Annotated in this window: 19 protein-coding genes and 4 pseudogenes; 14 read left to right on the top strand and 9 right to left on the bottom strand. The window is 60.3% G+C overall.

What is annotated here, in order from left to right:
• Positions 1–208 precede the first annotated feature (208 nt).
• Positions 209–649, top strand: coding sequence for a DsrE family protein (locus tag ASD52_RS05185; RefSeq protein WP_057210971.1), 441 nt, complete (start codon positions 209–211; stop codon positions 647–649).
• 106 nt (positions 650–755) lie between these two features.
• Here ASD52_RS05185 and ASD52_RS05180 read toward each other — a convergent pair.
• Positions 756–1,464, bottom strand: a pseudogene (locus ASD52_RS05180) (ATP-binding cassette domain-containing protein); the annotation flags it as partial.
• Between the two features lie 75 nt (positions 1,465–1,539).
• Complete coding sequence (locus ASD52_RS05175; RefSeq protein ID WP_057210972.1) at positions 1,540–2,466, bottom strand: LysR family transcriptional regulator; 927 nt, start codon at positions 2,464–2,466, stop codon at positions 1,540–1,542.
• Positions 2,467–2,633: 167 nt separating this feature from the next.
• On the opposite strand from ASD52_RS05175, the gene ASD52_RS05170 reads away from it, so the two are divergent.
• The 5 genes from ASD52_RS05170 to ASD52_RS05150 all read left to right on the top strand — a co-directional run bounded on the left by ASD52_RS05170 (position 2,634) and on the right by ASD52_RS05150 (position 7,248).
• Positions 2,634–3,689, top strand: a complete 1,056-nt coding sequence (locus ASD52_RS05170; protein WP_057210974.1) for a glutamate cyclase domain-containing protein — start codon at positions 2,634–2,636, stop codon at positions 3,687–3,689.
• Positions 3,686–4,660: a tripartite tricarboxylate transporter substrate binding protein gene (locus ASD52_RS05165; RefSeq protein WP_057223496.1), complete on the top strand. Its 975-nt coding sequence runs from the start codon at positions 3,686–3,688 to the stop codon at positions 4,658–4,660. Before ASD52_RS05170 ends, ASD52_RS05165 begins: the two co-directional genes overlap by 4 nt.
• Positions 4,661–4,723: 63 nt before the next feature.
• The gene (locus ASD52_RS05160) at positions 4,724–5,197 is read left to right on the top strand and encodes a tripartite tricarboxylate transporter TctB family protein (protein WP_057223494.1); all 474 of its coding nucleotides are present in this window, start codon (positions 4,724–4,726) and stop codon (positions 5,195–5,197) included.
• Positions 5,198–5,212: 15 nt separating this feature from the next.
• Entirely contained in the window at positions 5,213–6,721 is a 1,509-nt protein-coding gene (locus ASD52_RS05155; RefSeq protein ID WP_057210980.1) for a tripartite tricarboxylate transporter permease, read from the top strand.
• Positions 6,722–6,855: 134 nt separating this feature from the next.
• Positions 6,856–7,248, top strand: a complete 393-nt coding sequence (locus tag ASD52_RS05150; protein ID WP_057210987.1) for a Rid family detoxifying hydrolase — start codon at positions 6,856–6,858, stop codon at positions 7,246–7,248.
• A 114-nt stretch (positions 7,249–7,362) separates the two neighbouring features.
• Here the strand turns inward: ASD52_RS05150 and ASD52_RS39740 are convergent.
• The 3 genes and pseudogenes from ASD52_RS39740 to ASD52_RS36860 all read right to left on the bottom strand — a co-directional run.
• Positions 7,363–7,543: pseudogene (locus ASD52_RS39740) on the bottom strand (aldehyde dehydrogenase family protein); the annotation flags it as partial.
• Position 7,544: 1 nt separating this feature from the next.
• Positions 7,545–8,564: pseudogene (locus tag ASD52_RS05145) on the bottom strand (aldehyde dehydrogenase family protein); the annotation flags it as partial.
• A gap of 1 nt (position 8,565) precedes the next feature.
• The coding region (locus ASD52_RS36860; RefSeq protein ID WP_156612936.1) for an aldehyde dehydrogenase family protein at positions 8,566–9,086 on the bottom strand (521 nt) is incomplete at its 3' end.
• Between the two features lie 212 nt (positions 9,087–9,298).
• On the opposite strand from ASD52_RS36860, the gene ASD52_RS05130 reads away from it, so the two are divergent.
• From ASD52_RS05130 to ASD52_RS05095, 8 genes are all read left to right on the top strand, one after another.
• A complete protein-coding gene (locus ASD52_RS05130; protein WP_057223683.1) occupies positions 9,299–10,333 on the top strand; it encodes an ABC transporter substrate-binding protein in 1,035 nt (344 codons plus the stop codon).
• A 4-nt stretch (positions 10,334–10,337) separates the two neighbouring features.
• The gene (locus ASD52_RS05125; RefSeq protein ID WP_057223491.1) at positions 10,338–11,150 is read left to right on the top strand and encodes an ABC transporter ATP-binding protein; all 813 of its coding nucleotides are present in this window, start codon (positions 10,338–10,340) and stop codon (positions 11,148–11,150) included.
• A 62-nt stretch (positions 11,151–11,212) separates the two neighbouring features.
• A complete protein-coding gene (locus ASD52_RS05120) occupies positions 11,213–11,986 on the top strand; it encodes an ABC transporter permease (RefSeq protein ID WP_225906586.1) in 774 nt (257 codons plus the stop codon).
• A 108-nt stretch (positions 11,987–12,094) separates the two neighbouring features.
• Complete coding sequence (locus ASD52_RS05115; protein ID WP_057223489.1) at positions 12,095–13,450, top strand: FAD-dependent oxidoreductase; 1,356 nt, start codon at positions 12,095–12,097, stop codon at positions 13,448–13,450.
• Positions 13,447–14,604 (top strand): CoA transferase, encoded by a 1,158-nt coding sequence (locus tag ASD52_RS05110; RefSeq protein WP_057223488.1) that lies wholly within the window; start codon positions 13,447–13,449, stop codon positions 14,602–14,604. The genes ASD52_RS05115 and ASD52_RS05110 overlap by 4 nt, the downstream gene beginning before the upstream one ends.
• Positions 14,601–15,374 carry an enoyl-CoA hydratase-related protein gene (locus tag ASD52_RS05105; protein WP_057223486.1) on the top strand — a complete coding sequence of 258 codons (774 nt, stop codon included), beginning with the start codon at positions 14,601–14,603 and terminating at the stop codon, positions 15,372–15,374. Before ASD52_RS05110 ends, ASD52_RS05105 begins: the two co-directional genes overlap by 4 nt.
• 44 nt (positions 15,375–15,418) lie before the next feature.
• A complete protein-coding gene (locus ASD52_RS05100; protein ID WP_057217570.1) occupies positions 15,419–16,342 on the top strand; it encodes a LysR family transcriptional regulator in 924 nt (307 codons plus the stop codon).
• Positions 16,343–16,413: 71 nt separating this feature from the next.
• Positions 16,414–17,736 (top strand): amidohydrolase family protein, encoded by a 1,323-nt coding sequence (locus ASD52_RS05095; protein WP_347369216.1) that lies wholly within the window; start codon positions 16,414–16,416, stop codon positions 17,734–17,736.
• Here ASD52_RS05095 and ASD52_RS05090 read toward each other — a convergent pair.
• The 4 genes and pseudogenes from ASD52_RS05090 to ASD52_RS05075 form a co-directional block, all read right to left on the bottom strand.
• The gene (locus ASD52_RS05090; RefSeq protein WP_057223484.1) at positions 17,721–18,608 is read right to left on the bottom strand and encodes a dihydrodipicolinate synthase family protein; all 888 of its coding nucleotides are present in this window, start codon (positions 18,606–18,608) and stop codon (positions 17,721–17,723) included. The genes ASD52_RS05095 and ASD52_RS05090 overlap by 16 nt on opposite strands.
• 26 nt (positions 18,609–18,634) lie before the next feature.
• A complete protein-coding gene (gene fdxA / locus ASD52_RS05085; protein WP_057217566.1) occupies positions 18,635–18,973 on the bottom strand; it encodes a ferredoxin in 339 nt (112 codons plus the stop codon).
• Between the two features lie 390 nt (positions 18,974–19,363).
• A pseudogene (locus tag ASD52_RS36855) lies at positions 19,364–19,589 on the bottom strand (DUF3088 family protein); the annotation flags it as partial.
• Positions 19,590–19,821: 232 nt separating this feature from the next.
• Positions 19,822–21,807: AsmA-like C-terminal region-containing protein (locus tag ASD52_RS05075; RefSeq protein WP_244497424.1), on the bottom strand; the 1,986-nt coding region annotated here is incomplete at its 5' end.

Raw genomic sequence — 21,807 nt, 5'->3', positions numbered from 1 at the left:
AGAGCGGTTTCGCGCTATGTGATGTCCCGATCCTCAGTGGGGCATTAAAGGCCCTGATGGCTTGGAGGCACGGTCCGTCGGTTGCAGCTCTCGGAACCTAATATGAACCCATAATTGGCGGGATCTGCCCAGTGTGTAGGTTGTTCGGGCGGGGCACCAATGAAATTGCAAAATCCCTCGCCTTAACCGCCAACAAGGGAGCCATGACATGTCAACCGCCAATCACGCAATCACTATCGATGTGCCGGTTAGGCTGAAGTCGGTAAAATCCGTTCACAGCATCGGCTCGCTTCAATTTGAGGGGGATTTGCCTGCCGCCATCTTCCACCTTCAACTGATTACGAACGATATTGCGGACTGGGGCGCTGAGGCCGAAGTGATAGTGGTATTCCACACAAACGCGGGACACCTCACTTTGCATGACGAGGCGTACAACGGCTCACGGAAGATCGCAGCGGGGAATCCCAACAAGAACTTGATCGCCGATTTGGTGAAGCGGGGTGTCAAGATAGAGCTCTGTGGGGCCACCGCGGAGGCGAACGGGTGGGGCAATGCAGACCTTCTTCCGAACATAAAAATTAACACGGATGCGATGGCGCGAACAATCCAGCTTGTTCAACAGGGATACGTGAAAATCACTGAGGCTTAGTCGCGGGGGCGCCGCCCCGGCGGAGCGGCGTACCGACCGCTCCGCCACATTTGTCAACATCAAACGAGAACGGCAGGCAATGTCCCTGCCCTGGTTAAAACACCAGTCAGCCGATCGACAACGCGCGGCCCGTCGTCGGGTCGAACAGATGCATCTGGTTCATGTTGAACGACAGCGGCATCGTGGATTTGGGCTTCGGATTGCTTTCGGGGTCGATACAGGCGCACATGCCTCGATCGCCGATGGAAAAATAGACCATAGTTTCAGGCCCGAGTGGCTCTACCAAATCGATCTTCGCCTGGATTTCGGCAAAGCCCGGGCGCTGCTGCCGCTCACTGATCGACTCTGGTCGAATGCCGAAAGTGACGGCCTTGCGACGTGGCGCCCATAGAGCTCCGTTCGCGCTGCTGGCACCGGCAACGAACTACCGTCCTCAAGCTGCACGAGCAGGCCCTTAGCGTCTGAAACGACGGTTGCAGGCATAAAGTTCATCGCCGGCGAGCCAATGAAACCTGCAACGAAGTGGCTGACCGGCCGATGATAAAGCTCTTGCGGCGGTCCAGCCTGTTCGACGCCGCCATTCATCACTACCACACGATCAGCCATCGTCATGGCTTCCACCTGATCGTGCGTCACATACCCGTCGTCGTCGGCAACAGCTGGTGCAGCCGTTTGATCTCGGTCCGCATCTGAACCCTGAGCTTTGCATCAAGGTTCGAGAGCGGTTCAGCAAAGAGGAAAACCTTTGGATTACGCACGATCGCCCTTCCCATTGCGACGCGTTGGCGCTGACCGCCGGACAACTGACCAGGGCGGCTGCACCTTGGATCAGATTGACGAAAGGCCCGCCTCGATGGGAGCTTGCGACGCGTTTGCCCAGGCTGCTCGATTCAACGTGCCATCTGCAAAGCGTCTTCTACTTCGGCAATATCGTTGGCGATGACGCTGCGCATCATGCGAGCAAAAGCGATGGCCAAGGGAGAGTGCTCGCTACGCGGATAAATGGCTGAAAAGTCGAAAGTCAGTTCCGGCGTAAAGCGGCGCATGACGATGTTCGTACGATCAGCGCCGAGCACTGAGAAGATATCGGTGACCCCAATGCCGAGGCCGCGCGCGACATAGCTGGGCACGGTGTTGGAAAAAAGCGTCTGTATGACTGTTCCGCCCCTGATGCCGGCGCTCTCCAGCGCCGCCTCGATCTGGAGCCGAAGCAGGCTACTAGTTCCGAGCGAAATCAGTTGCTCTTGATGAAGGTCAGTCACGGAAATCGACGCCTTCGCCGCGAGCCGATGGTGTCTGGGAACAAGACAGATTGCCGACGATGTGGGCATCGGCAAATGCTCAATGTCAGTACGCTCTGTCGGCACGCGCCCGAAACCTATATCGAACTCGTTCCTTTGGACCGCATCGATGATGTGATGCGAGGTGTCGGAGTGAATGTAAAAATCGAGTTCGGGCTCGATCTGCTTGAAGCGGTGGATTGCTTCCGGCAAGGTACGTGACGACAGGGTGGACATTGCGGCGATCCGTAGCCGTCCACCCCGGCGATTACGCAGGTAACGAGCAGTTTCGACGATGCGGTCGACGCCGTTAAAGTACCGTTCCACCTCGCGAAATAGCTCCAGCGCCTGCTGTGTCGGTTTTACGGCGACGCCGGTACGGGTGAACAACGGAAGGTCCAATTCCCGTTCAAGGTCTTTGATCAACCTCGTCACTGCCGGCTGGCTGAGGTGAAGGATTTTGCCCGCGCCGGTCATGCTCCCGGTGACCATAACCGCGCGAAAGCTGAGCAGCTGACGATGATTTAATGAACGCATTTTCCCACCGTACACATTTTATGCAGAAACCCGACACCTTCGTCATTTTATAGGCAGAAATCGCTCCTTGTATAACAAAAGCTGATACTAAATCCGTTAATTCGATTGGCACCGGGCAAATTCTTGCTGTTAGCTCGCGAAATCAAAACAAACTTTGCGAGACAAAAATGGCAGATATCATTGGCGAATACGTCGATCGCTTGATCACCGTAGAAATGCGCAACCGCGCCATGAACCACAACATCATCGCACCAATCTATAATGAAGCACGGCGCGAAGGCGGCGGGCGACCGATCACGGCACGGGCAGCCGAGGCGTTGGTGGAGAAGGTTAGCGCGGGCGACGTCGTGATAATCGTGACCGGTGCAGGTTATGCCCCCGAGGTTCCGAACGGTGAAAGCGACGGTCCTCCCGGAGCCGCCGCGCTGGCTAGGGCGCTTTTCTGGGGCCTCAACGCTGTTCCTGTCTATGTCACCGAGGTTTGCCATGCTCCCCCGGTCGTTGCTTCAAGCAATGCCGCAGGCATCATGATCCGCGAATACGAACTGGCCAAGAACCGCCGAATGGGCGCGGCGATCCTTACCGCGCCAGAGGTACAATCCGAAATCGACGATTGGGCAGGCAAGCTTCTCGACGACTTGAAACCAAAGGCGATCATAACGATCGAGCGCCTGGGTCCGAACGAGAACGGCACTGTCCACTATTCGACGGGTGTTGCTCCCGAAGGCTGTGTCAACATCGCGCCGCTCATCGATAAAGCCACCGAGCGCGGTATCCTGACTATTGGCATCGGCGACAACGGCAATGAGATCGGCTTCGGACGCATCCATCCGTTCATGCAGGATTTTCACCCGTATGGTCGGGAAACCCAGACCGACAAGCCAGGCGGCGCAGTGACCGTGACCGCAACCGACATCTTCCTGCCGGCTTCCGTGTCCAACTGGGGCGCATACGGGATAGCCGCCATGCTTGGTTTCCTCCTCAAGAACCGTGATCTCGTTCAAACGCCAGAACTTGAAAAGCGCATCGTTCAAGCATGCCTCGATGCAGGAGGCTGGGAGATGCGGTACTGCACCTCGCGGTTCATCGTCGATGGTACCGAAGGCGAAAGCTCGATGGCGATCGTCCAGCTTCTGCGAGATATGGTGCGTCTCAATATCGCCGGGCCTGACCGTGGGCTTTCGCACGGCCAAATGAAAAAGACGAAGGGAACAAGAGAATGAATAAGCTTTTCAAAGGCGGAGCTCTTTTACTGGCGATTGTGGCGGGCCTAGCCGGGCCAGCCATCGCACAGACCTATCCAGATCGTACGATACAAGTGATCGTGCCTTATGCCCCGGGTGGCCAAGGCGACATCACCGCGCGACTGATCGCCGAGCAGCTATCCCCCGCACTTGGCCAGCCGGTCGTCGTCGAAAACCGGCCCGGCGCGAACGGCTCGATTGGCAGCACATTCGTCGCTCGAGCCGACCCAGACGGCTACACGCTCGAAGTCGTTGTCCAGTCGCATGTTTTGGGCAAGGCGCTCATGCCGAACCTTTCATACGATCCGGTCCAGAGCTTCGAGCCGATCTCGCTGTTGGCGCGTACGCAGGTCGGTCTCGTGGTTCCTGCCACCCTGCCCGTCAACACGCTTGCGGAGTTCGTGGCGTATGTAAAGGAACGCCCCGGACAGCTGGGCTTTGCCTCCGCAGGGATTGGCAGCAACGTTCATATCTTCTCCGAGTGGTTCCTCGACATGGCCGGACTCGACATGGTGCACGCGCCGTATGCCGGAAGTGCTAAGGCTCATCCCGACCTTATTAGCGGTGTCGCGACGATGGCGTTCGATACGCTCCCCTCAGTTAGCGCACTCGTGCGCGAAGGACGCCTGAAATTACTCGCCGTGGGCGGAACCGAACGGTCGCCGGAGTTTCCCGACATACCGACCGTGGCTGAGTCGGGCTATGCCGACTACAATGCAGGCTCGTGGAGCGCGATGCTGGCGCCGGCCGGCACCCCGCAGGAAATCATCGATATACTGAATGCGGAAGTCGTGAAGATTCTGAATAAGCCCGAAGTCGCAGAACGCCTCACGAAGCTCGGCGCAGTGGTGGTTGCAAGCTCTCCCGAAGAGGCGAGAGTTGCCATCGAGAGGGAAGGCAAGGTCTTCGGAGAGCTGATTGGTCGCCTTGGCATCAAGGTCGGCCAGTAAGGTTCCAGCACCAAGAGGGCCGCAAGTTGCGGCCCATTTCCCATGCAGCCAGGAGACGCTTCGATGACCGTCCTTGCAAGCGGCACTATCACCGTCAAGAAAGATGTTGTGGCAGGCGGCTTCATCACCGCTTTCGCAATCGGATTTGGCGTAATCGCCTGGAACTATTCATTTGGCAACGCCTCACAGATGGGGCCTGGCTTTTTCCCGCTTATCCTATCGGCCATACTCGGCTGTCTCGGCCTGGCCGTCGCCATCAAGGGAATAATCGGTCCGGGTGAGCAGATGACGTTCGTCGCCCCGGTCAGATTGCTTTGCGTTCTGGCCAGCCCCCTTCTCTTTGGCCTGCTCGTGAGACCTGCCGGTTTTCTAATCGCAGTGACCGTGACGGCCTTTGTTGGCACTCTGGCGGCGCCCGAGATGCGCATGTTGACGCGCCTAATCGTTTCCTGCGTTCTGGCAGTCCTCGCCACCGCGGTTTTCATATGGGGGCTGGGTCTGCCGCTGCCGGCATTGGGCCGCTGGCTAACGCTTTAACCAGGGGGACCGATTGTGGATCTGGTAACCAATCTTATGTTCGGGCTGCAAACGGCCCTTACCATCGACAACCTGTTTTACTGTTTTCTCGGTTGTCTCCTCGGCACTCTGATCGGCGTGCTTCCGGGTGTCGGGCCGACTGCAACAATAGCACTTCTTTTGCCCATCACGTTCGGCCTCGATGCTTCAACGTCAATGATAATGTTGGCAGGCATCTACTACGGCGCACAATATGGCGGCTCAACGACCGCCATCCTCGTCAATCTACCGGGCGAAGCAGCCTCGGCGGTCACAGCCATCGACGGCTACGAAATGGCCCGAAAGGGACACGCGGGCATCGCGCTTGCGACGGCCGCAATCAGTTCATTTATTGCCGGTACCATCGCTACTGTTGTCGTCGCTGCCTTTGCGATACCGCTCGGCGAAATGGCGCTGAAATTCGGCCCCCCGGAATATTTTGCGCTGATCGTATTCGGCCTAATCCTGTCGGTAACGCTCGCCAACGGCCAGCTAATCAAAGCGGTAGCGATGATCGTGCTTGGTTTGCTGTTCGGCATCGTCGGCGCCGACGTTTACACCGGCGTCGAACGATTCACCTTCGGCGTCCCCGATCTCTACGATGGGATCAGTTTCGTCGCATTTGCCACCGGCATCTATGGCCTGTCGGAAATTCTTCGCAATCTCGAGCCGAGCGACACACCAAGTCGCTCGGTTCGCGAGATCAGTCGACTGATGCCGTCGCCTTCTGATTTCAAGCGGATGATCATGCCCGCCCTGCGGGGCACGGGCCTAGGCTCCATTCTCGGCGTGCTGCCCGGCGGTGGCGCAACGCTGTCATCCTTCGCATCGTACGCTTTGGAGAAAAAGCTGTCGAAAGGACCGGTAAGGTTCGGTGAGGGGGCGATGGAAGGCGTAGCTGGACCCGAAGCAGCCAACAATGCTGGTGCGCAAACATCGTTCATCCCGATGCTGACGCTCGGCATTCCCGGCAACGGCGTTATGGCGATGATGATCGGCGCGTTGATGATCCAGGGCATTCAGCCCGGACCTAGCGTGATGACCAATAACCCGGCGCTTTTCTGGGGCCTGATCGCATCCATGTGGATTGGCAACCTTATGTTACTGATCCTGAACTTGCCCTTGGTAGGGCTGTGGGTGAAGCTGTTGTCGACGCCCTACAACATGATGTTCCCGGCGATCCTCGTCTTTAGCGCGATCGGCGTTTACTCGATCAATATGAGTTTGGTGGACCTTGTCCTTTTGAGCGGATTTGGAATGCTCGGCTACATCCTGTTCAAGCTGGATTGCGAGCCGGCTCCCCTGCTGCTGGGGTTCATCCTTGGGCCGATGCTCGAAGAGAACCTGCGCCGGGCGCTGATCTTTTCGCAAGGCGACTGGACGGCGCTTGTGTCCAGCCCGATCAGCATCACCCTGCTCGGTATGTCCGCTCTGGCGCTCATCCTTATATCGACACCCAGCGTGCGTCGTATGCGTTCCAATACGTTTTCCGAGGCCGAAGACTAAAGAACTCAGCAGAGACATGTTCGCATTCGGCGCCTGGCCCCTTCCTTGCAAATCTCAACACAAAGTCGCTTCACGTCTTGTGGGATTATCCTTGGCGCACTCTGAAACGATACAAACCGGTAATGGAGACCAATTTGCTTTCAGCCATATCCACCACCAACGCCCCCGCCGCAGTTGGCCCCTTTTCACAGGCGATAAGCACGGGACAACTTCTGTTTGTTTCTGGCCAATTGCCGATCGATCCGGCCACGGGTGAGATCGTTTCGAAAGACCCGGTGCTACAACTGCGCCAGTGCCTAAAGAACATCTCCGCCATCGCAACGGAAGCCGGAACCAACCTTGCCCGGACAGTGAAAACGACTGTGCTGATTACTGACATGTCGAAATTCGGCGCACTCAACGCGGAGTACGCTACCTTCTTCAAGGCACCGTTTCCCGCTCGCGCATGCTTCGAAATGTCCGCCCTGCCAAAGGGCGCACAGATCGAAGTGGAGGCGGTGTTGACGCTACGCCATTCTAACGAATAGGGACCTTCCCACACTGATCTAAAAAGCAACGCCCTCATCGCGCTGGCGTTGTTCAAGAGCATCGAGCATGTAACAGCGTTCCCACGCGCGCGCCCCTCGCATCTCTGACAGCACCTACGCCGATGTGTATGCGGTCTTGACGGTTGTGTAGAATTCGGCGGCGTAGCGACCCTGCTCGCGCGAGCCATGGGAGGAGCCCTTGCGGCCACCGAAGGGCACGTGGAAATCGACGCCGGCGGTCGGCAGGTTGACCATTCAAGACTTCGGAGATCTGGTTGCCGATCGTGTGAAGCGGNTCACCCGGATCACCGAAGCGACCGGTCCGAAGATTTCTTCACGCGAGATGCGCATCTGGTTGGTTGCCTCGGTAAACAGCGCCGGCTGCAGGTAGAAGCCGGGCGTGTCGCGCTTCAGAAGCTCGCCGCCGAAGGCGAGTTTGGCGCCTTCCTGTTTGCCGATGGCGATGTAGTCGGTGTCCTGGTTGAGCTGGCTCTGGTCGACCACCGGGCCGATATGGGTGCCGGCCTTSAGCGCATCGTCGATGGTGAGCCCCTTCATGCGCTCGCCCATCGCCGCCACGAACCGGTCGTGAATGCCTTCGGTCACGATCACCCGCGACGASGCGGTGCARCGCTGGCCGGTGGAGAAGAAGGCGGAGTTGACGGCGGCTTCGACGGCAACGCYAAGATCGGCGTCGTCGAGCACCACGAACGGGTTCTTGCCGCCCATYTCCAGCTGGTAYTTGCGATTGTGCTCGACCGAGGCCAGTGCCACGCGTTTGCCGGTGCCGGTCGAGCCGGTAAAGGTGATCGCCTGRATGTCGGGGCTGTCGAGCATCGTCTGGCCGACGACCGAGCCCTTGCCCATCACCAGGTTCAACACGCCCTTCGGCAGGCCGGCACGATGGAGAATGTCGACAATCGCCCATGCCGAGCCCGGCACGAGGTCGGCCGGCTTGAAGACGATGGTGTTGCCATAGCAGAGCGCCGGCGCGATCTTCCAGGCGGGAATGGCGATCGGGAAATTCCATGGCGTGATGATGCCGACGACGCCGACCGGCTCGCGGGTGATCTCGACGCCGATATCAGGGCGCACCGAGGGGATGACCTCGCCAGCCAATCGCAGCGCCTCACCGGCAAAGAAGTCRAAGATCTGGCCGGCGCGCACGGTCTCGCCGATGCCTTCCGCCAGCGTCTTGCCCTCTTCGCGCGACAACAGTCGCCCGAGCTCGTCCTTGCGCGCCAGGATCTCGTCTGCGGTCTTTCGAAGGATCGCATGGCGCTCGAGGATGCCGAAGCGCGACCAGGCCGGAAAGGNTCGGCCGGCTTGAAGACGATGGTGTTGCCATAGCAGAGCGCCGGCGCGATCTTCCAGGCGGGAATGGCGATCGGGAAATTCCATGGCGTGATGATGCCGACGACGCCGACCGGCTCGCGGGTGATCTCGACGCCGATATCAGGGCGCACCGAGGGGATGATTTCGCCGGCCAGCCTGAGCGCCTCGCCGGCAAAGAAGTCGAAAATCTGGCCGGCACGCACGGTCTCGCCGATGCCTTCTGCCAGCGTCTTGCCCTCTTCGCGCGACAACAGCCGCCCGAGCTCGTCCTTGCGCGCCAGGATCTCGTCGGCGGTCTTTCGAAGGATCGCATGACGCTCGAGGATGCCGGAGCGTGACCAGGCCGGAAACGCCGCCTTGGCCGCGGCAATCGCCGCCTTCGCATCGTCGGCCGAGGCGCGGGCATATTCCCCGATCACGTCGTTGGTGTCGGACGGATTGATATTGCGGACCGCATCGCTGCCGTGGATCCATTCACCATCGATCAGGTTTCTGTATGTCATGCCTATCCTCTGATGAGCCTTGGAGATGCGTTTGCTTATCCAATGGCGGCGGGCTCCAACAAAGAGCAATCTTTCGACCCCGCCATTGCCGAAACGGCAAACCTGGGAAAAGTTGGGTGTTGCCGTATTGGCAATGCTTAGCGCTAAAAATTATGCTTTATGAGATGGCAAATTCGATCATCATCGCTCCCATAACAAGCAAGGGGAACGATATGTCTCATTTCATGATGAACCGCCGAGGGTTCCTTTCGAATGCGGCCGCTGTGGGCGCGATTGCCGCCGCGCACAGTCTGATCAATGTCTCGGCAGGCCACGCGGCAGATACTGCCACAATCCGCATGCAGCTCGGTTGGCTACCCTCCAACGGACTTCTCGGAGAGCTCGTCGCTCGCAAGAAGGGCTACTATTCCGAAAAGGGAATCGAGCTCGAAATCGTACCCGGCGGACCGAATGTCGATGGTGTCGCCGGCGTCGCCGTTGGTCAGTCGACGATCGGGCAGGTCTCCTCCAGTCCGTCGGTCATGCTGGCCCGCTCGGCTGGCGCGCCGATCAAGGCATTCGCGGCCGGCTACCAGAAGCATCCCTTCGCGTATTTCTCTCGAAAGGCAAATCCCATTGCCGAGCCCGAGGACATGATCGGCAAGACGATCGCTGCCATCCCCACGTCGGTCATCCTTCTGCGCGCGCTTCTCGCCAAGAACGGGATCTCGGAAGATCAGGTCAAGATCGTCAACATGGGGTCGGACATGAACCAGCTGGTGACCGGTCAGGCCGATGCGGTCTGCGGCTGGCTTACCAACGTCAACGCCCTGAAAGTTCTGGGGGACGACCGCGTCGACCTGACCCTCTGGGACGGCGGCATCCGGCTCTATGCCAATGTCTACTACACGACCGACGATCAGCTGGAAAATCACGCCGACCATCTTTCGGCATTCGTCGCAGGCTCGGCGCGCGGGTGGGGTTATGCGCGCGACAACAAGGAAGAGGCCGTCGATATCCTGCTCGAATCCTATCCGAACCTTGACAAGGCAAGCGAGCTTGAGGCTATCGGGCCGTTGATGAAGTTCGTGTTCAACGACGCCACCGCCGCGGTGGGTTGGGGTGGCATGGACCGCACGAACTGGGAGGAGCAGATCAAGACCTATGCGGACCTCGGCCAGTTCCAAGGGGCCGTGCCGAAGGCGGAGGACGTCTACACGATGGCAATCCTCGATGCCACGGCCGACATCCGCAAGAGCGTAGGATAAGGCGATGTTGGAAACGCTCAACAGACCCAAGCAGGCACCGATCGGCAACACCGGTGCCTCGGCGGTATCGGTGAAGAACCTTCACATTCGCTTCGGTGCGGATGATTCCAGCTTCACGGCCCTGTCCGACGTTTCGGTCGAGATACCGGCCCGCTCGCTCGTGACCATGCTCGGCCCTTCGGGCTGCGGCAAGTCGACGTTGCTGCGGACGGTCGCAGACCTGGTGCACATCAGCGATGGCTCGGTGTCCGTACACGACAAGACGCCGCGCAAGGCGCGTGAGGGCCGCGATTTCGCCTTCGTCTTCCAGGAGGCGACGTTGCTGCCGTGGCGCAATGTCATCGACAACGTGCGCCTCCCGCTGCAGGTGGGAAAACGAGAGGCGGGAGTGACCTACGCCGACCCGGAGGCCTTGCTGGCTCTCGTCGGATTGAAGGGGCGCGAAAAGGCGCTGCCGCACGAATTGTCCGGTGGCCAGCGCCAACGCGTGGCAATTGCCCGCGCACTCGTCACCCGCCCGCGTATCCTGTTGATGGATGAGCCCTTCGGCGCGCTCGACGAGATCACGCGCGACAAGCTGAACGAGGAATTGCTGCGCCTCTGGCAGGAAACAGGGACCACCATTCTGTTCGTCACGCATTCGATCCCGGAGGCGGTCTTTCTCGGTCAATACGTGCTGATGCTCGCGGCCCATCCCGGCCGCGTCAAGGAGTTCATGAAGGTCGACCTGCCACATCCGCGATCCCTCGCGATGCGTGACACGGTCGAGTTCATCCAGGTTACCGCCCACCTGCGCACACTTTTGGGAGAATGTTGATGGCAAATGCCCTTCCTTCGCAAGCGGAAGGCCGCGCTTTGACGGACGGCAACAGGTTCAGGATGCTAGATGCCGCCGCCGCCGCTGCCCTGAGACACCTGCCGGCAACACTCGCGATCCTCGGCTGCATCCTCCTTTGGCAACTCGTCGTCTGGGGCTTCTCGGTGCCAACGTTCATGGCGCCCGGTCCGGTCGACGTGATCAAGGCCTTCGGCGAAAATGGCGGCATCCTGTGGACGAACTTCTGGCCGACGCTCATGGAAGCGTTTCTCGGTTTCGTGTTCGGCAACGTCATTGCCGTCCTCTTGGCGGTCTGGTTCGTCTACAGCCCGCTTGCCGAGCGGGCGTTCTATCCGATCGCCGTGATCATCAAGTCGATCCCGATCATCGCGCTTGCGCCGATCCTGGTGCTGCTCGTGGGCAACGGCATCGCGCCGAAGATCATCATCGCCGGCCTGATCTGCTTCTTCCCGACGCTCGTCAACATGGTCCAAGGACTGAAGTCGGCGAGCCCCGCAATGATCGATCTCATGCGCGTCCTGTCCGCCAGCAACTCCGAGATTTTCTGGAAGGTCCGCCTTCCCAGCTCGCTGCCTTTCCTTTTCGCCGCACTGAAAATCGCGGCAACCAGCAGCGTCATGGGCGCTATCGTCGCGGAATGGATCGGATCCAGCTACGGCCTTGGCGCCCTGATCATCGAGGCGACCTATAATTTCCGATCGCCGCTGCTCTATGCGACCGTCGTGATCGCCGCCTCGCTCGCCGTGGTTCTCTTCTTCGCCGTTTCGTTCGCGGAATCGAAGATCGTCCGCTGGAAGCCGACGACGGACCACTAACCCCAAGACACCTGCAGCCGGACCTATCCAGGTCCGGCCACCCAACGAAGTCACTGGCTGTGAACTCTTTCACATCTCGCCGGACACTTTCCCTATGGAGGAACGACAATGGAAACAATCAGGGAGCCTTTGCGTAACGCCAAGATCGTCGATCGCTCGGACGTGGTCGTCGTCGGCGGCGGCCCGGCAGGCATCTCCGCGGCCGTGTCGGCGGCGCGCACCGGAGCCAACGTCACTCTGCTCGAGCGCTATCCCTATGTGGGCGGCCTTGCCTCGGGCGGTATGGTCTTGGTGCTCGACGACATGGTCAACAACGTCGAAATCACCGTGCGCGGCATCTGCATGGAGATGATCGAACGGATGAAGACGCTGGGCCTCTGCGTCACGCCGACGGATGGCGACCGCCAGCTCGATCTCCGCGATACGCCGGAAGCGTGGCGTCGGTGGGCGCGCTGGGGGTTGTTCGATTTCCACACGCCGTCTGCGCCGCATCCGATCTGCTACGCGGCCGCATTCGATCCGGACGCCTTCAAGCGCGTCGCCTACGACATCCTGCGCGAATCTGGCGTGAAGCTCAGGACACACAGCTGGTTTTCGTCGGCGATCGTCGAGAACAACACGATCAAGGGCGTAGTCTGCCAAACCAAGGCAGGGCGCGAGGCCATCATGGGCGATGTGGTCATCGATGCGTCGGGCGACCTCGATGTTGCCGCCGACGCCGGCGCCCAGCATACCGACGGCAACTTCATCCTGACGACGGTTTCCCGCTGGGGCGGTATCGACACCGAGGCAGCCGAGCGTTTCGAGTTCGAGGAACCGGAACAGTTCAAGCTGCTCGATCACGAAGCCAAGCGCCTGATCGGCGGTTGCTGGTCGTTCTGGTGGCTGAAGACGCCGCTGCCCGGCGTCATCTGGCTGAACTGCCCACATATGCCGAAGCTTTCCGGTCTGCGCGTCGAAGACTTGACCTATGCCGAACTTGAGGGCCGCAGCCGCATCGCCCGCCTGCTCGATTTCGCCCGGGCGAACCTGCCGGGCTTCGAAAATGCCTATGTCATCGATTTTGCGCCGCAGACGGGCGTGCGCCAGTCGCGCCTGCTTCAGGGTGAGTATGTCGTCACCAAGGACGATGTGATGACCCGCCGCCACTTCTCTGACACGGTCTGCCGCGGTCGTGACTACTACACGCCTTACCGGGCGATGCTGCCCAAGGAAGTCGACCAGCTGATCGTCGCAGGCAGGCACTATTCCGCGACGATCCAGGCGCAGAAGTCGAGCCGCGAGATCCCGCCGTGCATGGCGATGGGCGAGGCGGCAGGTGTTGCTGCAACCGTCGCTCTCAACGCGGGCGTGAAGGTGCGAGACGCCGATGTCAGGGCGATCCAGAAGCAGCTCCGAGCCCAGGGCGCCGATCCAGGCGACGTTCCATCCGAAAATGCAACCTATCTGGAGGCCGCAGAATGACATCGCTTCCCCTCGACGGTATCCGCGTCGTCGATTTCACCCAGGTCATGCTTGGTCCTTGCTGCACGCAAATGCTGGCCGACTATGGCGCAGAGGTCATCAAGGTCGAAAAGGCCAAGATCGGCGATCTCTCTCGCTGGTCGCTGGGGTCGGATCCGGACGGCCTCAACAATCCGGTCTTCTCGTCGCTCAACCGCAATAAGAAGAGCCTGGCCCTCGACCTCAAGCAGGACGAGGCGCGTGCCGCCGTGCGCGCACTGATCGAAACGGCCGACGTGGTCGTCAACAATTTTCGGCCGGATGTCATGGAACGCATGGGCTTTGGCTATGAGGAGCTCAAGAAGACCAATCCGCGGCTCATCTATGCCGTCGGCACCGGCTTCGGCCTGGAGGGACCCTATCGGCACAAGGGCGGGCAGGATATTCTCGCGCAGGCGCTTTCGGGCGTCATGCGGCGCAAGTCGGATGCGAGCCACCCGCTGTCGATCTATGCGACACCGCTTGCCGATTATTCCGCCGGCATGCACCTCGTGCAAGGCATCCTGCTGGCGCTGCTGCACCGTGACAAGACCGGTGAGGGCCAGCAGGTCTCGGTCAGCCTCTACAGCTCCATGCTCGCCATGCAGATGCAGGAAGGCACCACGCATATGATGCGGGAGAAGGACCTGAACTGGGGCGCTTTCCCGCTGACCGGCGTTTTCGAAACCACGGACGGCGCCATCGTCATGGTTGGTGCGTTCAAGCCAAATCCGTTGCGGGATATCTGCACCGCTCTGGAGATCGAGGACCTGTCCCTGCAGCCGCAATTTGCGGACTTCGATGAGCAGATGAAGCGCCGCCCGCAATTGCAGCAGGTGTTTCGCGAGACGTTTGCGAGGAACAGCAGCGCGCATTGGCTTGCCCGCCTGGAGCAGGTGGACATCCTCTGCGCGCCGGTGCGCTCGCTTCCCGAAGCCCTTAACGACGAGCAGACGACGATCAATGGCATGATCCTGGATGCCGGCGAAACCAAAGCCGGTCCGGTCCGGCTGATCGGTTCGCCGATCGACATGTCGGCGGCGACTGTGACGGTGCGCATCGCCCCGCCGAAGCTCGGTGAGCATAACGACGAGATCCTCTCGGCGATTGCTGTGCGTCAGGGAGATGCGGCATGAGCGTCGAGTTTGTCGTAGAGGGCCGCGTTGCCACCGTCACGCTCTGCCGTCCGGAGCGAATGAATGCGGTGGACGCGGCGACCGAACGCGAACTGGAGGCGATCTGGCAAGAGATCGAATCTCGCGACGACATAAGCTGTGTCGTGCTGACGGGTGCCGGCGAACGGGCATTCTGCGCCGGGGCCGACCTGAAGGGGGCCGAAACGACGGGCCTCGAATACTGGACCGAAAGCCGACCGAACGGTTTTGGAGGGCTGGCTTTTCGCCGCTCGCTGGATGTTCCCGTTATCGCCAAGGTCAACGGCTATGCGCTCGGTGGCGGGTTCGAAATGGTCCTTGGCTGCGATATCGTCGTCGCCTCGACGACCGCGGCGTTCGGTCTGCCGGAGGCCCGCGTCGGACGCCTGCCGCTCGATGGCGGCATGGTCCTGCTGCAGCGCCGGATCCCGCACAATCTCGCGATGGGTGTGCTTTTGACCGGCCGGCGGTTCTCTGCCGCCGAGATGCAAGGTTTCGGCGTCGTCAACGAGGTGGCCGAACCGCAGGAGCTCGATGCGGCTGTTGCGCGCTGGACCGATGAAATCGTCGCCTGTGCGCCGCTTTCGCTTCGGGCGATCAAACAGACCGTCAATCGGACCGGTCATCTTTCGCCGGCCGAGGCCCAGGGCTTGCGGACGCCCGCGCTCGTAAAGGCGCTCAAGAGTGAGGACGCCCTGGAAGGTGTCACCGCCTTCCAGGAGAAGCGCGCGCCCGTTTGGAGGGGACGGTGAGCGTGCTATAAGGCGGGCCCCAGGGGAGGGAAGGTTCCAATTGAATGCACGCCAGCATCCTGAAATACTTCGTCTCGGTCGCGCGGTCCGGATCCATTCGCAAGGCTTCCGAGGAGCTTCATGTGGCTTCCTCGGCGGTCAGTCGGCAAATCAAGAAGCTGGAGGACGAGCTTGGGATTGCGCTGTTCGAGCGGCTCTCGAATGGGCTGAGGCTGACTGTCGCCGGGGAGAACGTGCTGCGCCACGCCCGCGCTACGCTGGAGAATTTCGACCTTCTGCGCAGTGACCTCGGCGCCTTGCAGGGAAAAAAGACCGGCCGCGTCCAGATGTCCTGTCTCGACAGTCTGGCCATCCAGTTCCTGCCGGATATGGTCAACGCGTTCCACAGCGTTCATCCCGGGGTCAGCTTCCATATCCACACAGCCGGTCACGGCAACATCAGCAGCCTGGTCGCCGAAGGCGACGTCGACATGGGCCTGACCTTCGATCTGGCCCGGCCCGACGACACCGAGATGCTCTTTCGTGTGCCGATGCCGCTGATGGCTTTCGTCGGGCGTGGGCATCCGCTGGCCAAGCAGCGGCAGGTTTCGCTCGCCGAGTGCGCCCAGTACGACCTTCTCCTGCAACTCGACACGCAACCGATCCGTTCGCTCATCGAAATCGAGCTCTCCGTCTTTGAGCGGACCGGACGGCCCTTTGTGCTCTCGAACAGCCAGATGATGCTCAAGCCGTTCATCATCTCCGGTCAGGGCGTGGCCTTCTTCACGCCGATCGGTTTCCTGGCGGAGATCAATTCGGGCGATGTCGTCGCCATACCGCTTTCCGGCTCGCGCCTTCAGAACCTGCACGTTGGAATTCTCGTGCAGCGGCGCCGGCAGCGCACACACGCGGCCGAGGCCGTCATCGAGTTCGTCGGCGCGGAACTGTTGAGGTTCAGCGACCAGATCATGGAGGCTATCCGCACGTGAGCGCAGGACCAATCCCGGGACGACTTCTCTTGCGCCCTGGTCATGAAGTCGCACGACGCGAGCCGGACCTCCTGCGTCACTTGCCTGACGGCATTTCCCCGGCAACGATCCCGGCCAATGCTCTCCTCATGCCACCGCCCGTCAACGCGCATGACCACGGCTATGGCATTCGCACGCTCGATTTCGGCAACATCGACGATGCCCTGGAGACGTGGATCCCGGGCCTCCGGCTCAGGCCGCGGACTGACCCCTACCTGGAAGCGCTCGTAGCATTTTCTCGGCTGGCGCAAACGGGCGTCGGTGCGACGATGCATTGCCACAACTCTCTGAACATCGACCGGCTGGTGGACGAGGCTGGCGCCGTGATGCGAGCCGCGGATGAGCTAGGCATCAGGCTCGCGCTCTCCTGCCCACTGCTTGATTTCGACCCGTGGGCCTATGATGGCGGGCCGGAGCGATTGCGCCCGTTCCTCGATCCGGCAGACTGGAAGGAAATCAGCGCCTCGATCCCGAAATACGCACCGCCCATGGTCCAGATTTCGGCAGTCGACGCTGTCGCTGCCGGCAACACCAGCCCGTTGATCGATGTTCAGTACGGCCCGATCGGGCCGCAGTGGTGCTCCAATGCGCTGCTCGAAGGCATCGCCGAGGCATCTGCAGCAACGGGCCGGCGCATTCACATGCATCTCCTCGAAAGTCCGCGGCAGCGGTGCTGGCTGGACCGGCGCTTCCCTCAGGGTGTCGTGCGATATCTGGACGATATCGGTTTCCTCTCGCCGCGCCTCGCGGTTGCCCATGGCGTTCAGTTGCGCCCGGACGAACTCGAGCTGCTGGCCGCGCGTGGGGTGCAGCTCGTTTCCAACCCGTCGGCCAATTTACGCCTGCGTTCAGGCGTGGCACCCGTCGCCGCCATGCCGGCGAATGGACCCGCTTTCGCTTTCGGCCTGGATGGGACAGGGTTCGATGATGATCAGGATCTGTGGCGGGAACTGCGCCTGGCCCATCTGTTGCATGGCGGCCGCGACATGACGCGGACCTTCACGGCCGGGCGGGTCTTCGATGCAGCGATCCATGTCGGCGCCAAAGTCCTGAATGCGCCGGTGAACGAAGACCTCGTGCTCGTGGATTACGCCGCATTAATTGCCGACAGCCTGACGGGCGATCTGGATGAGGCTGAGATTCTGCTCGTCCGGATGACGGCGGCCCATGCAAAGGGCCTTTACGTCGGCGGACGGGAGATCATGCGCGATGGAAGACTGACCCGTGTCGACTACGAAGGCGTTCGGGCCGAACTCCTGAAGCAGGCGCGCGCTGATCTACCTCGGTTGGCCGGCGAGCGCGCGCGGGTGATCAAGCTCGCCGCGGCGACGCGCGCCTATTATTCCGGCTGGTAAGCACGCGCGGCGATCAGGTCAAGCGTCTCCCGATGCGCGTCGCTAAGGGTAGGCTGCGGCGGGGCGGCATTGTACCAGACTGGATTTCCTGACCTCTTGGCGACCAGGTATTTGACGGCTGGGATAAGCGGGTTGGCGGCAATCAACTGCCGTAACCGAAGCACGCGATCCTGCAAGGGGGTATCGTCCTGGCTCTTCCAGAGCTTGTCCGACAGGGCCGGGGCGATATTGATCGTCGCAGAAATCGTGCCGGCGTAGTTGTCGGCGCCCGCATCGGCGAGTGTGGCCTCATTGCTCGGGAAGACGGCGAAGTTCGGGATCCTCGACAACTGGCGCGCATAGTCGAGATCGCCCGAACTGTCCTTGGCCCCCTTGATGCGATCCGGAAATGCTTCGGCGAGCCTTGCGGCGAAGGCCGGACTGTAGGTGATGCCGGTCATCTGCGGAAAGTTGTACAGATACATCGGAATCGGGTTTTTGGCGGTGCCGCGAATGAGCCGGGCAAACCAGGCGAAGAGCCCGTCGTCGGGGGCGGGCTTGTAGTAGTAAGGCGGCAAGACCAGCACTGCCGCATAGCCGAGACGGCCGGCAAGGCTCGTCAGGGCGATCGTCGTCTCGAGATCAGGCGTTCCGGTTCCGACCATCAGCCTTTTGGTATCCAGCGCCTCGGCTACAGCGACCATGACAGCGCTGCGCTGTTCGAAAGACAGCGAATTCGCTTCGCCTGTCGTGCCGAGCACATTCAGGCCATCACAGCCATTGTTCAGGCACCAGCTGGCATGTTCGACAAAGGCTTCGGTATCGATCCGGCCTTCATCGTCGAACGGCGTCGGCACGGCGGCAACGACGCCACGGAATTCTGTCACAGACATGTCTCGTTCCTGTTGCTGAAGTGTTGTCATGGTGACGTTGCTACCCTCTCGAAGCCGGCAACGAACGGGTGGTCCAGCGCCGTCGAGCACTCCTTGCTCCACCCGCCCGGCGATCCCAATCCGGTCACGTCGGAGTCGAAGAACTCCTTGTTGACTGCGATGAAGTGGCGCTGGCTCTCCGGGATCTCGTGATCCCAGACAATGGCGTCGACAGGACAGATCGACAGACAGAGCCCACAATTTATGCATTCTTCGGGGTGAATGTAGAAGGTGCGGCCACCTTCGTAGATGCAGTCCACGGGGCAGGCCGCGGTACAGTCGCCGTCCTTCACGTCGATGCAGGGCTCTGTAATGACATAGGCCATCTTGCTTGCCTCTAAGGAGTTGCTTGCAACACCAATGTTTCAGAGTTTCTTCCGGCGAAGAAGCATAGATATTCGCCGTGACGGTTGCCAAATAGGCAACATCTGGACGCTGCAAGCTTTTGGCCGCAATCAGTTCAAGATTTGGTATGGGGGTGATTTTTTGGACGCATTTGCTTGCGCCACTGATGTGCCGCGCTGCGACGACCGACGATGATATCGCGAATGGCGCGTTAGGAGACGAGATCGTCGAAGTCCCTGGCTCCGCGCATCAGGTTGCGGAAATCGGCCGCCGGCGTTCCTGGTCCGCATCGGCCGCAAGTATCCCGATCGAGCTCGACGCGGCAGGGGAACATCGCGGTTCACCCTTGGACATCAACCCTGGAGTCCAGCTTATGGATGTGGATCTGGGAAGCCGTGCCTTTCGGACAGGGCGGCAAAGATTTTGTTTTTTTCGGAAATGAACGCTCTTCCTTGAAAAACATCAGTTTGATGCTTCGATGTTTCGCCGTCCGCCAGCACAAGCAGCGGCAGGGACTGACTCATGTCTCCTACTAGAGCAATGACGGGCGATCGCGGACGAGCACGCAATCCGTTCAACATCAATCTTTCGCGCAAGAATTGAGTGCGACCTCCGCGAAGGCATAATCCGAAGTTACGATGTTTGCAGGCACGGAAACGTCGTGCTGCACCGATCCCTATCGACATCCACAAGTCGATCACATCCCAGTGCTGACATGCGCCGAAGGGCGCTTTAAAATTACCAGGCGCACGGGAACGGCTTGACCAGGCACGGGGCTGCGGAGGATGGTTACGTCTCCACGCCCGGGAACTGCAACAATCCCCTGTCTCTATTGGAGAAGCCGGTTGAACAGATTTCCAAACGTCCCCGCGTCCTGATCGGGCTGCTCCGCTCCAGGGACCGGTTGCCTGGCCGCGGGTTCGAGAGTAGCGGGGTCTTCGTCAGCTTGGACGTCCGGCGGCGCCTCGCCGCTCTGCGCCACATTGCCGTCAATGATCTCCTCGATGGAAGGTTGGTTTTGCTTGCCTTTGAAAGTCTTGTCGATGGCGCCGCCGACGATGTCGCGCAAGGATCCTCCAGTCGCTTTGTCGGAGAGCAGGTCATCGATCCGCAGCGTGTCGGTCGGCAATCCGAACTTCTTCAGTGTCGCCAAGGCAGCGGTGGGGTTCTTCAAAAGTCCCGACAGATCGGGATATATGCGAGGACGGGCAAAGGGCCCCTCGATCAGGACCGGAACTCCGATTCCGTCAGTTGAGATCTCGGCGCCCTGTCCATCCAGCGATGCGACCACCCGCGGATCGAGCCGAAACTTCATCTGTCCGTCCGCAAGATTTGCCTCCCCGGTCCCGTTCATGCGCACGAGCGGGCCGATTAGCTTGATGTCCTCGGTTCGCGCAACGCCGCTATCAACGGCAAACGAGGCACTGAGTTCAGTGAACCCTGTCGCTTGGCTTTCATTCTGCTTGAAGCCCGACGACATCAGGCCAACGAGGTTGTTATAGGCGTCGGCGATATCGATGCCGCGGATGGCGCCATCGGAAAACCGGACATCCGCGCTGCCTTGAAGCGATTGTTTGAGTGCGCCAGTCGTGCTGCCAGCTCCCGTTAAGTCGAGCTTGGCCTGCAGCGCGCCTTCAAGATGTTTGAAGCCTGCCATGTCGGTCAGAAGCGGCGCCGCCGAAGCGCCCGTGATTGAGGCGTTTAAAGCAATCGACGGTTCTGACCCGGAGCCGTCGGCCCTCAGGCTTGCGGTAATATGGCCGCCATAGAACGGGCTTTCAGGAAGGCTGAGACTTGCGACTCCATCGGCAACGGTAAGAGTGGTTGCCACCGGCCCTGCAAATACGTTGCCGTATCCAAGTTTATCGGCGTTGACATTAATGGATGCATCGATCAATCGAAGCGAGGAGAAATCCAACGGAGCATCGGGCGCAGGGTCAGCTCCCTGCGCCTTCGATTGAGGTGCACTCGAGCGCGCGCCGGCGAGACGCGCAAAATCTAGCTGTGCGAACTTGAGGGCACTGGATATCTTCAATGGTGTCGTGAATTGGACAGATCCACTCCCGGTCCCCTCGACACCATTGACCGACAAAGTGGCACTTTCGAACTGAACGCTCGCCGGGCTCGCGCTGACATCACCGTTGAACGCAAATAGGTCGATGTTGTCCGGGCCGCTCTGTCCAAGCCAGCCAAGGAACCCGCGAACGTCCGCTGTCGAAAAAATCAGCTTGCCGGCATAGCCGTTCGGAATGGCCGCTTTGCCATCAAGCGAAAGAGCCGCTCCCGGCATACGCATGTCAAGCTTCAGGGGTATACCCCCCGAGTTGAGGTCCCCGGCCAAGAGACTGCCTAACGGTAGCTGCAAGTCGACTTCGGCAGGTTTCCCGCGCCAGGCCAGGCTGCCCGACAGACGCCCCGGTTTTGCAAAGTCATCGATCCTGAGCGCCAGCTTCTTAATCTTGACTTCGCTCAACGAGGGATCGGCGACGCCCGGCGCGATGAAGGTGGCGCTGTGCAGGCCTAGGCTGCCGGTCATGTTGATTGTTTTTCTCAGGGCATCCCCCGAGAGGCCGCGAAACGCGAACCGGGTATCGATCGTGACAGACCCGGTCAAAGGAACGGATTGCCCGGTCAGATTTGCCACTTTGGCGACATCGAGCCCGCTGCTGGATATGCGGCCCTTGAAGGTCGGCTCAACCTCGCGAATATCGACAGAGATATTTGCCGCAACGCTGCCGGCATCGATGCCGAGATGTTCTATCCTTGCCGTAACCAGCCCGTCCTTAAGCGTTGCCGCCAAGGCAACGTCTGATGC

The organism is Ensifer sp. Root142 (assembly GCF_001426785.1).
Classification (GTDB): domain Bacteria; phylum Pseudomonadota; class Alphaproteobacteria; order Rhizobiales; family Rhizobiaceae; genus Ensifer; species Ensifer canadensis.
This window is presented reverse-complemented; position numbering and strand designations above follow the sequence as displayed.